At 36.0% G+C, this 12,065-nt stretch carries 11 protein-coding genes; all 11 read left to right on the top strand.

Annotation, left to right across the window (positions count from 1 at the left end; all coding sequences use genetic code 11):
* The first annotated feature begins 6 nt into the window (after positions 1–6).
* The 11 genes from hslU (at position 7) to LRP83_RS05495 (ending at position 11,942) form a co-directional block, all read left to right on the top strand.
* Positions 7–1,416, top strand: a complete 1,410-nt coding sequence (gene hslU, locus LRP83_RS05545; protein ID WP_230495686.1) for an ATP-dependent protease ATPase subunit HslU — start codon at positions 7–9, stop codon at positions 1,414–1,416.
* A 98-nt stretch (positions 1,417–1,514) separates the two neighbouring features.
* Positions 1,515–2,291 (top strand): GTP-sensing pleiotropic transcriptional regulator CodY, encoded by a 777-nt coding sequence (gene codY, locus LRP83_RS05540; RefSeq protein ID WP_230495685.1) that lies wholly within the window; start codon positions 1,515–1,517, stop codon positions 2,289–2,291.
* Between the two features lie 395 nt (positions 2,292–2,686).
* Positions 2,687–3,394 carry a 30S ribosomal protein S2 gene (gene rpsB, locus LRP83_RS05535; RefSeq protein WP_230495684.1) on the top strand — a complete coding sequence of 236 codons (708 nt, stop codon included), beginning with the start codon at positions 2,687–2,689 and terminating at the stop codon, positions 3,392–3,394.
* 181 nt (positions 3,395–3,575) lie between these two features.
* The gene (tsf, locus tag LRP83_RS05530; RefSeq protein WP_230495683.1) at positions 3,576–4,457 is read left to right on the top strand and encodes a translation elongation factor Ts; all 882 of its coding nucleotides are present in this window, start codon (positions 3,576–3,578) and stop codon (positions 4,455–4,457) included.
* A 106-nt stretch (positions 4,458–4,563) separates the two neighbouring features.
* Entirely contained in the window at positions 4,564–5,286 is a 723-nt protein-coding gene (gene pyrH / locus LRP83_RS05525) for a UMP kinase (protein ID WP_230495682.1), read from the top strand.
* A 2-nt stretch (positions 5,287–5,288) separates the two neighbouring features.
* Positions 5,289–5,846 carry a ribosome recycling factor gene (frr, locus tag LRP83_RS05520; protein ID WP_230495681.1) on the top strand — a complete coding sequence of 186 codons (558 nt, stop codon included), beginning with the start codon at positions 5,289–5,291 and terminating at the stop codon, positions 5,844–5,846.
* Positions 5,847–6,102: 256 nt separating this feature from the next.
* Positions 6,103–6,879 (top strand): undecaprenyl pyrophosphate synthase, encoded by a 777-nt coding sequence (gene uppS, locus LRP83_RS05515; protein WP_230495680.1) that lies wholly within the window; start codon positions 6,103–6,105, stop codon positions 6,877–6,879.
* Positions 6,880–6,898: 19 nt separating this feature from the next.
* Positions 6,899–7,690, top strand: coding sequence for a phosphatidate cytidylyltransferase (locus LRP83_RS05510; protein WP_230495793.1), 792 nt, complete (start codon positions 6,899–6,901; stop codon positions 7,688–7,690).
* A gap of 24 nt (positions 7,691–7,714) precedes the next feature.
* Positions 7,715–8,857, top strand: a complete 1,143-nt coding sequence (locus LRP83_RS05505; protein WP_230495679.1) for a 1-deoxy-D-xylulose-5-phosphate reductoisomerase — start codon at positions 7,715–7,717, stop codon at positions 8,855–8,857.
* Positions 8,858–8,955: 98 nt separating this feature from the next.
* Positions 8,956–10,212, top strand: a complete 1,257-nt coding sequence (gene rseP, locus LRP83_RS05500; RefSeq protein ID WP_230495678.1) for an RIP metalloprotease RseP — start codon at positions 8,956–8,958, stop codon at positions 10,210–10,212.
* A 26-nt stretch (positions 10,213–10,238) separates the two neighbouring features.
* Positions 10,239–11,942: a proline--tRNA ligase gene (locus LRP83_RS05495; RefSeq protein ID WP_230495677.1), complete on the top strand. Its 1,704-nt coding sequence runs from the start codon at positions 10,239–10,241 to the stop codon at positions 11,940–11,942.
* Positions 11,943–12,065: the final 123 nt, after the last annotated feature.

Below are 12,065 nucleotides of genomic sequence, written 5' to 3'. Positions count from 1 at the left end.
TTGTTCATGGTAAAAGCAACGAATTTAACCCCCCGTCAAATTGTTGAAAAACTAGACCAATATATTATTGGTCAAAAGGACGCCAAGAAATCCGTGGCTGTTGCATTGAGAAACCGATACCGTCGTAATCTTTTAGATGAAAAATTAAAAGAAGAAATTATCCCTAAAAATATATTAATGATAGGACCCACTGGAGTAGGAAAAACTGAAATTGCTCGACGCATGGCAAAGCTAGTGGGAGCACCCTTCATTAAGGTTGAGGCGACAAAATTCACGGAGGTCGGCTATGTAGGACGTGACGTTGAGTCAATGGTCCGTGATTTGGTCGAAACATCAGTCAGACTTGTAAAAGAAGAAAAGATGTTAAGTGTTAAAGATAGAGCAGAGCGAAATGCAAATGAACGACTAGTAGAATTACTAGCACCGTCAGCAAAGAAAACGACAAATTTTAAAAATCCATTGGAACTTATTTTTGGTGGAGGAAATAATAACAGCCAAGAACAAGAAGCGACACCTAATGAAGAATATACTCTACATGAAAAACGAAGAGTATTGAAAGAAAAATTAGATCTAGGTGAGATGGAAAATGAAATGGTTTCGGTGGAAGTTGATGAGCAAACTCCATCTATGTTTGATATGCTTCAAGGCTCTGGAATGGAGCAAATGGGAATGAATATGCAAGATGCTTTTAGTAATCTCATGCCCAAAAAACGAAAGAAAAGAAAATTAACAGTAAAAGAAGCTCGCAAGGTATTAACAAACGAAGAAGCACAAAAATTAATCGATATGGATGAGGTTACTCAAGAGGCTATTGTAAAAGCTGAACAAACAGGAATCATTTTTATTGATGAAATTGATAAAATTGCTAGCAAAAATTCTGGTGGATCATCTGCAGATGTTTCTAGAGAAGGCGTTCAGAGAGATATTTTGCCAGTCGTAGAAGGTTCTACTGTTGTAACTAAATATGGTTCTGTAAAGACTGATTATATTTTGTTTATTGCAGCTGGAGCATTCCATATGGCAAAGCCATCTGATTTAATACCTGAGCTTCAAGGGCGCTTTCCAATTCGAGTAGAATTATCGAAATTGACAGTAGATGATTTCTATAGAATTTTAGTTGAACCTGATAACGCTTTAGTGAAGCAATATTCGGCATTGTTGGAAACTGAGGGTATACAAATTGAATTTTCTGACGATGCTATACGTAAAATAGCTGAAGTTGCTTTTGAGGTAAATCAAAATACAGATAATATCGGAGCTAGAAGACTACATACCATTTTAGAAAAACTACTAGAAGATTTATCCTTCGAAGCACCAGATATTACAATGGAAAAAATAACGATTACTCCTCAATATGTGGAGGAAAAACTTGGTGCAATAGCAAGAAATAAGGACTTAAGTCAATTTATTTTATAAGTATTTTTAATACCAATTCAAAAAAGTGACTCCTTTATTTAGTAGTGGATGACAAATATATTAGAGAATTAATTGTAGAATTAATAGGAGGAAGTACCATGAATTTATTATCAAAAACTAGAAAGATTAATGCTTTATTGCAAAAAGCAGCTGGAAAACCAGTGAACTTCAAAGAAATGTCAGAAACATTAAGTGATGTGATTGAAGCAAATATTTTCGTGGTTAGTCGCCGTGGGAAATTGTTAGGATTTGCAATACACCACCAAATTGAAAATGATCGTATAAAGCAAATGCTTGAAAATCGTCAATTTCCTGAAGAATACACACAGAACCTATTCAATATTCAAGAAACATCTTCTAATTTAGATGTTGAAAATGAGCATACAGTTTTCCCTGTAGAAAACAAAGATTTATTCCGTACCGGATTAACTACTATTGTACCGATTAATGGTGGTGGGGAACGTTTAGGTACGTTGATTTTGGCAAGATTAGAAGAGCAATTTCATGATGACGATCTAATTCTTGGTGAGTACGGTGCTACTGTTGTTGGAATGGAAATTTTACGCGAAAAAGCGGAAGAAATTGAAGAGGAAGCACGTAGTAAGGCAGTTGTACAAATGGCGATTAGTTCATTGTCGTATAGTGAATTAGAAGCTATTGAGCATATTTTTGAAGAGTTAGATGGAAACGAAGGCTTACTAGTTGCTTCTAAGATCGCTGACCGTGTAGGAATTACGCGTTCAGTAATCGTAAATGCACTTCGTAAATTAGAGAGCGCTGGAGTTATTGAGTCTCGTTCTTTAGGTATGAAGGGTACTTATATTAAGGTTCTTAATGATAAGTTTTTACTTGAGTTAGAAAAATTAAAAAACTAATCAGCTTGGAAAAACCTGGGTAGCATTAGCTATCCAGGTTTTTTGATTTCACCCTGAAAGGGTGATTTTTGGCTCATTTGCGCATATATGGGATGAATCGGGTGGAGGAAAGCTCGCTTTCCCTCACCCGATTCATCCCATATATGCTTCTTTCAGCTTGCGCTGAAAGCGTGGAAAGCTATCGCATTCCACGAATGAGCCAAAAATCACTGTGCTAGAAGCAAAAACAATCCATTATTTTTCAAGAATAACTTGATTGTCTATTCTAGTTATGCTATATTATTTCATGGTGTTATTACACACGCTCTTGGATTTAAATGATTGGTGCTGTCTTGAACAGTTATCATTTAAAAATGATCGGAGCGGAGGAATCATAAACCTAGGAGGAAACAAACATGTCAGTAATTTCTATGAAGCAATTGCTTGAAGCTGGTGTACACTTCGGTCACCAAACTCGCCGTTGGAACCCAAAAATGAAGAAATATATCTTCACTGAGCGTAACGGTATCTACATCATCGATCTTCAAAAAACAGTTAAGAAGTTCGAAGAAGCTTACAAATTCGTGAAAGAGCTTGGCGAAAACGGCGGAAAAATGCTTTTCGTTGGTACTAAGAAACAAGCTCAAGATTCAGTGAAAGAAGAAGCTGAACGTTCAGGAATGTACTATGTTAACCAACGTTGGTTAGGTGGTACTTTAACAAACTTCGAAACAATTCAAAAACGTATTTCACGTTTAAAAGATATCGAAAGAATGTCTGAAGACGGTACTTTTGAAGTATTACCGAAAAAAGAAGTTGTTCAGTTAAAGAAAGAGCAAGAGCGTTTAGAAAAATTCCTTGGTGGAATTAAGAATATGAAAGGTCTTCCTGATGCATTATTCATCATTGACCCTCGTAAAGAACGCATTGCAGTTGCTGAAGCTCATAAATTAAACATCCCTATCGTTGGTATCGTTGATACTAACTGTGATCCAGATGAAATCGATTATGTGATCCCAGCTAACGATGATGCAATCCGTGCAGTTAAACTTATTACTGCTAAAATTGCAGATGCTATTTTAGAGTCAAAACAAGGTGAAGAATTAGCAGCTGTTGAAGCTTAATTCTAGCTTTAAAAGATAACAAAGGTGCTAGTAAAGGTGATAAGAGGGAGCACCCTTTATCACCTTTTTTTAAAGATTTGGCCATTGGTTAACTGTGGAGAAAATGGTTAACAATATAGAAATGGTACATATATTTTCGAGAAAAATTAATATTATAACCTATTAAGGAGGAATTACTCAAATGGCAGTTACTGCGCAAATGGTAAAAGAACTTCGTGAAAAAACTGGTGCTGGAATGTTAGATTGTAAAAAAGCACTTACTGAAACAAATGGTGATATGGAACAAGCAATCGATTTCTTACGTGAAAAAGGTATTGCTTCTGCTGCAAAAAAAGCAGACCGTATTGCTGCTGAAGGAACTACTGCTATTCTTTCTGAAGGAAACGAAGCTGTTATTTTTGAAGTGAACTCAGAAACAGATTTCGTTGCTAAAAACGAAGGTTTCCAAACTCTAGTAAAAGAACTAGCTGCACATTTGTTGAAAAACAAGCCAGCTTCAGTAGAGGAAGCTACTGCTCAAACAATGGACAATGGAGTTACGGTTGCTGACCATATTAATGCTGCAATTGCAAAAATTGGTGAGAAAATTAACCTTCGTCGTTTTGAAATTTTAACAAAAACAGATAATGATGCATTTGGTGAGTACTTACACATGGGTGGACGTATTGCTGTGTTAACAGTTTTAGAAGGAACTACTGATGCTAGTGCTGCAAAGGATGTTTCTATGCATGCTGCTGCACTGCACCCTCTATATGTGTCTCGTGATCAAGTATCACAAGAAGAAGTAGAGCGTGAGCGTAAAGTATTAACTGAACAAGCTCTTAACGAAGGCAAGCCTGAAAATATCGTAGCAAAAATGGTTGAAGGCCGCTTAGGTAAATATTTTGAAGATGTTTGTTTACTTGACCAAACATTTGTTAAAAACCCTGACCAAAAGGTTCGTGCTTTTGTAGAATCTAAAGGTGCAACTGTTCGTGAATTCGTTCGTTACGCAGTTGGAGAAGGTTTAGAAAAGCGTGAAGATAATTTCGCTGAAGAAGTTATGAACCAAGTTAAGAGATAATAAATATCTGATATAATTTAGAAATTAGTAATAGGGGACACTCACAGCGTGTTCCCTATTTTTCAAGAATTTATATAATTGCTGTAAACTATATTTGGAGGTTCTTATGAGTAGCCCTAAATACAAACGTGTTGTTTTAAAGTTAAGCGGGGAAGCGTTAGCCGGAGATGCTGGCTTTGGAATTAACCCATCTGTGATAAAATCCATTGCCAATCAAGTAAAAGAAATTGCTGAGTTGAATGTAGAAGTTGCAGTCGTTGTAGGTGGCGGTAACATATGGCGAGGGAAGATAGGTAGTGAAATGGGGATGGATCGTGCGAATGCCGATTACATGGGCATGCTTGCAACAGTTATGAACTCACTTGCTTTACAAGATAGCCTTGAACAGCTTGGAGTTGAAACTCGCGTACAATCCTCAATTGAAATGCGTCAAGTTGCAGAACCATACATACGTCGACGTGCTATTCGACATCTTGAGAAGAAACGTGTTGTCATTTTTGCAGCAGGTACAGGTAATCCTTATTTCTCAACAGATACAACAGCCTCTCTACGTGCAGCAGAAATTGAAGCTGAAGTGATTTTAATGGCAAAAAACAATGTGGATGGAGTTTATTCTGCTGATCCACGTATAGATAAGAATGCAAAAAAATATCAAGAAATTACTTTCTTAGATGTTTTAAAAGAGGGATTAGAAGTAATGGACTCTACAGCATCTTCATTATGTATGGATAATAATATTCCATTAATTGTTTTCTCTGTTATGGAGCAAGGCAATATTAAACGTGTTATTATGGGTGAAAATATAGGGACAATTGTGAGGGGGAAATAATCATGCCGAAATCAGTCATTGCTAATACTAAAGATCGGATGGCTAAAGCAATTCAATCTTATTCTAGAGAACTTGCAAGTGTTCGTGCAGGAAGAGCAAGTGCCTCATTATTGGACCGTATAAATGTTGATTATTATGGTGCTCCTACACCTGTAAATCAATTAGCTGGTATCAGTGTACCAGAAGCACGACTTCTAGTTATTCAGCCATACGATAGATCGGTTTTAGGTGATATTGAAAAAGCGATTCTTAAATCTGATTTAGGATTAAACCCATCAAACGATGGTACACTTATTCGAATCATGATTCCTCAGTTAACAGAGGAGCGACGTAAAGATTTAGTGAAAGTCGTGAAAAAAGAGAGTGAAGAAGCAAAAATTGCGATTCGTAACATCCGTCGAGATGCCAATGATGATTTGAAAAAGTTGGAAAAAAATGGAGAAATCACAGAGGATGCACAACGTGGATACTCTGAGGACATTCAAAAATTAACTGACGATCATATTGCAAAAATCGATCAAATTACAAAAGACAAAGAAAAAGAAATATTAGAAGTATAATACCTGACCCTCTTTTATAGGGGGTTTTTTTGGCTGTTTTTCTAAATTAAAATCAATGTGTTAAAATAATGGTGCTGTACATAAAATTATTCTGTTTTACATTTCAGGGACATAAGTTATTTTATAGAGATATCTTTATGAATTTTTGGTATGATAAAAAGGATATCTTGGTAAAACTTCTAAAAGTTTTCATAAACTGGATTTTTATATTTTTATCGGAGAAAGATTACTTTATTTGGAGGAGCTGTTAAGTTTTATGTTAAATAAAATCAATCTGTGGAAGAAAAGTTCTAACTCTTCCACTCTCCGAGATAGGATTGTCAACACTAAGCAGCACTCAATTCCTTCTCATATTGCTATTATCATGGATGGCAATGGTCGATGGGCAAAAAGACGTGCATTACCTAGAATTGCTGGCCATCATGAAGGAATGAAGGTAGTTCGTAAAATAACTAAATTAGCTAATCAACTTGGGGTTAAGGTATTGACACTTTATGCGTTTTCAACCGAAAATTGGAAAAGGCCAAAATCAGAAGTAGATTATTTAATGAAACTACCAGAAGAATTTTTAGGAACCTTCTTACCTGAATTAATCGAAGAAAATGTACAAGTAAAAATGATGGGAAACAAGGAACAACTTCCAACTTATACCTTGAACGCAATTGAAAAGGCGATGGTTGATACAAAGGATAATACAGGGCTAGTTCTAAACTTTGCTTTAAATTATGGGAGTAGAGTCGAAATACTTGAAGCAGTGAAGCATGTCTTAAATGATTGTAAAAGTGGCATAATGAATGAAAACGAAATAACGGAAGATGTCTTTTCTTCCTATTTAATGACCTCTGAATTCAATGATCCTGACCTATTAATCCGTACAAGTGGCGAAATTCGATTAAGCAATTTTATGCTTTGGCAGTTAGCGTATAGCGAATTTTGGTTTACAGATACGTTATGGCCAGATTTTAATGAAGAAGATCTCTTAGATGCAGTTGATGCATATCAAAGCCGTCAACGAAGATTTGGAGGAGTATAAAAAAGGTGTTGAATTATTAATGAAGCAAAGAATCGTAACAGCAGTTATAGCAGCGGCCGTATTTCTCCCTATTGTTATGTATGGAGGGTTACCCTTCATATTTTTAACCTACCTCATGGCGTCAGTAGGATTGTATGAATTGTTAAAAATGAGGAATATTAGCCTTTTCACATTACCAGGTCTCCTATCAATAGTTTTACTTTGGATTTTTCTTCTACCGAAAGATTATCAAAAGTTTTTAAACGACTTCGATTATACAAAAGTCGAACTAGCCTTTATTGTAGTGTTATTATTTTTGACTTATACAGTAGCTACAAAAAATAAATTCACATTTGAAGATGTTGGTTTTTCTGTTTTAGGTACTATCTATGTAGGTCTCGGATTTTATTATTTTATGGAGACACGTGATGCAGGACGCGTCTATATTTTCTATTCATTATTTATGATTTGGGCAACTGATTCAGGTGCTTATTTTATTGGTAAAGCTTTTGGAAAACGGAAACTGTGGCCAGAAATTAGCCCGAATAAAACTATCGAAGGATCAATTGGTGGTGTAGTTTGTGCCGTAATCGTGGCTGCACTTTTTAGTGTTTTTACAGACATTGATGCTTCACTTTTACAACTGTTTGTAATTACAATTGTGCTCTCTATATTTGGTCAAATTGGAGATTTAGTCGAATCTGCATTAAAACGACATTTTAATGTCAAGGATTCAGGAAGAATTCTACCTGGACATGGCGGCATATTAGACCGGTTTGATAGTTTATTATTTGTTTGGCCATTAATTAGCTTTTTGCATTTGATATCTTGATTTTTTATTTGGAGTTGAAATTTTTTGAAATTAATAAGTTTATTGGGAGCAACAGGCTCAATTGGTCAGCAGACGTTAGATGTTATAAGCCAACATCCAGAAAATTTTAAACTGGTTGCAATGTCTGTTGGGAAAAATATAGACCTTGCTAGGAAGATGATTATCGACCATAAGCCTGAACTTGTTGCGACAGGAGAAAAATCAGGTTATGAAACGTTAAAAGCAGAATTTCCTTATACTCGATTTACATATGGTGAGGAAGGTTTAACAGAAGTAGCTACCTATGAAAAAGCACATATTTTAGTGAATGCTGTTTTAGGGAGTGTTGGTCTTTACCCTACTCTTCAAGCCATCGAAGCTAAAAAAACAATTGCGATTGCAAATAAAGAAACACTTGTAACAGCCGGACATATTGTCATGGAGGCCGCCGAAAGAAACGGTGTTTCATTACTGCCAGTTGATAGTGAACATTCAGCAATTTTTCAAGCATTGCAAGGAGAAAAATCAAAAAATATTGAACGACTGATATTAACAGCTTCAGGTGGTAGCTTTAGAGATAAAAGTAGAAGTGAATTAAAAGGTGTTACTGTCAAGGAAGCACTAAATCATCCGAACTGGTCGATGGGTGCTAAGATTACGATAGATTCAGCAACCATGATGAATAAAGGATTAGAGGTAATTGAGGCTCATTGGTTGTTTTCCATGCCTTATGATAAAATCTCAGTTTTATTGCATAAAGAAAGTATTATACATTCGATGATTGAGTTCCATGATAGTAGTATTATGGCTCAATTAGGTACTCCAGACATGAGAGTTCCTATCCAGTATGCCTTAACTTATCCTGACCGTCTCCCACTTCAAACAGAAAAAAGGTTAAACCTTGCCGAAATAGGAAGACTCCATTTTAAAGAAATGGATTTTGAACGTTTTCGTTGTTTAGCTTTTGCTTATGAGGCTGGGAAAAAAGGTGGAACATTACCATCTGTATTAAATGCTGCAAATGAAGTTGCAGTTGCAGGTTTTTTAGATGGGAAAATAAAATTCCTTGAAATCGAGGAGTTAATCGAAAAAGCTCTTCAATCTCATGACAATATTTCAAACCCAAGCTTATCAACCATACAAGAGGTTGATAAAGAGACTAGAGAGCTCGTAGGTTCACTTCTTTAATAAAAACGGAAGCGGCTTGTGACCTAGGAAAAAGACTTTATATTTTCCAACAAGGGGAGTACGCTTGCGCTTGACACAAATAAAAGGTGGTTTTTTTATTGAGTACTGTGATAGCCTTTATCGTCATTTTTGGAGCTCTAGTATTTTTTCACGAATTAGGTCACTTTGTTTTTGCTAAAAGAGCGGGCATTCTATGTCGTGAATTTGCGATCGGAATGGGTCCTAAAGTGATTTCTTTTAAAAAAGGTGAAACTGTTTATACAATTCGTTTACTACCAATCGGTGGATTTGTCAGAATGGCTGGGGAAGATCCTGAAACCATTGAGTTAAAACCAGGATACCGAGTAGGCTTAGTCATTAATAATGGACTTGTTGATAAAATTATTTTAAACAATAAGGAAAAATATCCAAGTGCTCGAATTGTAGAAGTTGAAAAAGCTGATTTGGACCATGCTTTGATGATTAGTGGTTATGCTGAGGATGATAATGAGGTGTTAACCCATTTCCAGGTTAGTCCAAAGGCAGTAGCCGTGGAAGATGGGGCGGAAACACAAATTGCACCTTATAATCGTCAATTCGCTTCAAAAACTCTAGGTCAGCGAACAATGGCTATTTTTGCTGGGCCTCTGATGAATTTTGTCCTTGCTTTCTTTATTTTCCTTATTATTGCCTTATTTCAAGGAGTACCAGCGAATGACCCAACACTTGGTAATTTAACGGATGATGGAGCTGCTAAACAAGCGGGACTAATGGAAGGGGATAAAGTTGAGGCCATTGATAGTGCTGAAATATCCACATGGACTGATGTTGTTGAAATCATTCGCCAAAGTCCAAATAAAGAATTAATGTTTTCTGTTGTCCGTGATGGTCAAGCACTAGAAATTCCTGTCACTCCTAAAGAGGTCGAAGCTGAGAATCAGTCAATTGGTATTATTGGTGTATATAGCCCAGTTGAAAAATCACCTGTTCGCTCGTTAACATATGGATTTGAACAAACGTATTTTTGGACAAAAGAAATTTTCATCCAAGTTGGAAAACTGATTACTGGCCAATTCTCAATTGATATGCTTTCGGGTCCAGTTGGTATATATGTTTCGACTGATACCGTTGCGAAATCAGGTATATTTAATTTAATGAAATGGGGAGCTATTTTAAGCATTAATTTAGGTATAATGAATCTTTTACCACTCCCTGCTTTAGATGGTGGACGACTTATTTTCTTTGGTGTTGAAGCATTAAGAGGTAAACCTATCGACAGACATAAAGAAGGAATGGTCCATTTTATCGGTTTTGCCTTATTAATGTTGTTAATGCTAGTTGTAACATGGAATGATATTCAGAAGTTTTTCTTATAAAATATAAATTTTAGAGGTGCTAATAGATGAAACAGAGTATGACACTTATTCCTACTCTACGCGAAATTCCTTCAGATGCTGAAGTGAAAAGCCACCAATTACTCTTAAGAGCTGGGTTTATTCGCCAAAATGCAAGTGGAGTATATAGTTACTTACCATTAGCTCAAATAGTTCTTAGAAAAATTGAAGCAATTGTTCGCGAAGAAATGAATGAAGCTGGTGCAGTCGAATTATTAATGCCTGCCCTTCAACAAGCCGAGTTTTGGCAAGAGTCTGGACGTTGGTATACTTATGGTCCAGAATTAATGCGGTTAAAAGACCGTCATGACCGTGACTTTGCGCTAGGGGCAACACATGAAGAAGTGATTACAAGTTTAGTTAGGGATGAAGTTAAATCTTATAAAAGACTTCCATTAACTTTATATCAAATACAAACTAAATTTCGTGATGAGAAGAGACCGCGATTCGGGTTGTTAAGAGGACGCGAGTTTATAATGAAGGACGCGTATTCCTTTCACTCCAATCCTGAAAGCTTAGATGATGTTTACAACAAAATGTACCAGGCTTATTCAAATGTTTTTAGCCGTTGTCAACTTGACTTTAGAGCAGTAATTGCTGATTCAGGTGCAATGGGTGGGAAAGACACCCACGAATTTATGGTTTTATCTGATGTTGGAGAAGATACAATTGCATACTCAGATTCTTCTGATTTTGCGGCAAATATTGAAATGGCTCCAGTTGTAGCAAAATATGAAAAGAGTAGTGAAGCAGAGCTACCCTTAGAAAAGGTTGAAACAATTAATCAAAAAACAATTGAAGATGTTTCAAACTTCTTAAGTGTAAGTCCAGCAAAATGTATTAAATCACTTTTATTTAAATTAGATGAAAAATATGTTTTAGTTCTTGTCCGTGGAGATCACGAAGTAAATGATATTAAACTTAAAAATATTCTTGATGCCAGTTCAGTTGAATTGGCGAGTCCTGAAGAAGCTCATTCCGTATTAGCTTGTACCATTGGTTCAATTGGCCCCATCGGAATTTCTAATGTTGAAATAATTGCTGATATCGCTGTTGAATCGATTGTGAATGGTGTTTGTGGGGCTAATGAAGAACACTTCCATTATACAAACGTAAATCCAAACAGAGATTTCCAAGTTACCAAATTCGTAGACCTCCGTTTTATCCAGGAGGGAGATCCTTCTCCAGACGGAAAAGGGACTATTGTTTTTGCAAAAGGGATTGAGGTTGGTCATGTCTTTAAACTAGGCACACGCTATAGTGAGGCAATGAATGCTAGTTACCTTGATGAAAATGGTAGAACTAAGCCGATGTTAATGGGCTGCTACGGAATTGGAGTATCAAGAACATTAGCGGCGGTTGCTGAACAATTTAACGATGAAAATGGGTTAGTTTGGCCAGTAAACCTTGCTCCTTTCGATGTTCATTTAATTGCTGTCAATATGAAAGACGAGGCACAAGCCCAATTATCAGAGGAGCTATATAGTCATTTAAAGCAGAGTCGTTTTGATGTATTATTTGATGAGCGTCAAGAGCGACCAGGGGTTAAATTTGCTGACTCAGATTTAATTGGATTGCCTTTACGAATCACTGTTGGTAAAAAAGCTTCTGAAGGAATTGTTGAGGTTAAGGTCCGTAAAACAGGTGAAGTTTATGAAGTGCAAAAAGCTGATTTATTAACTATGGTAACAGACCTGGTAAAATCACTTTAAATATTTTTTTTAGGAGTGCCTATTGCTAAATAAATAGGCACTCTTTTTAATGTTGTTTATACCAAAATTGTTACTAATTAAAAATCATATTGATTGATTTAAGTATGATATAATACTGATGTC

Origin of the sequence: Pseudoneobacillus rhizosphaerae (genome assembly GCF_917563885.1) — a bacterium.
Taxonomy (GTDB): Bacteria; Bacillota; Bacilli; order Bacillales; family Cytobacillaceae; genus Pseudoneobacillus; species Pseudoneobacillus rhizosphaerae.
This window is presented reverse-complemented; position numbering and strand designations above follow the sequence as displayed.

Coding starts and splice junctions, on each gene's coding strand:
- hslU (WP_230495686.1), top strand. CDS start 7: ATGGTAAAAGCAACGAATTTAACCCCCCGTCAAATTGTTGAAAAACTA.
- codY (WP_230495685.1), top strand. CDS start 1,515: ATGAATTTATTATCAAAAACTAGAAAGATTAATGCTTTATTGCAAAAA.
- rpsB (WP_230495684.1), top strand. CDS start 2,687: ATGTCAGTAATTTCTATGAAGCAATTGCTTGAAGCTGGTGTACACTTC.
- tsf (WP_230495683.1), top strand. CDS start 3,576: ATGGCAGTTACTGCGCAAATGGTAAAAGAACTTCGTGAAAAAACTGGT.
- pyrH (WP_230495682.1), top strand. CDS start 4,564: ATGAGTAGCCCTAAATACAAACGTGTTGTTTTAAAGTTAAGCGGGGAA.
- frr (WP_230495681.1), top strand. CDS start 5,289: ATGCCGAAATCAGTCATTGCTAATACTAAAGATCGGATGGCTAAAGCA.
- uppS (WP_230495680.1), top strand. CDS start 6,103: ATGTTAAATAAAATCAATCTGTGGAAGAAAAGTTCTAACTCTTCCACT.
- LRP83_RS05510 (WP_230495793.1), top strand. CDS start 6,899: ATGAAGCAAAGAATCGTAACAGCAGTTATAGCAGCGGCCGTATTTCTC.
- LRP83_RS05495 (WP_230495677.1), top strand. CDS start 10,239: ATGAAACAGAGTATGACACTTATTCCTACTCTACGCGAAATTCCTTCA.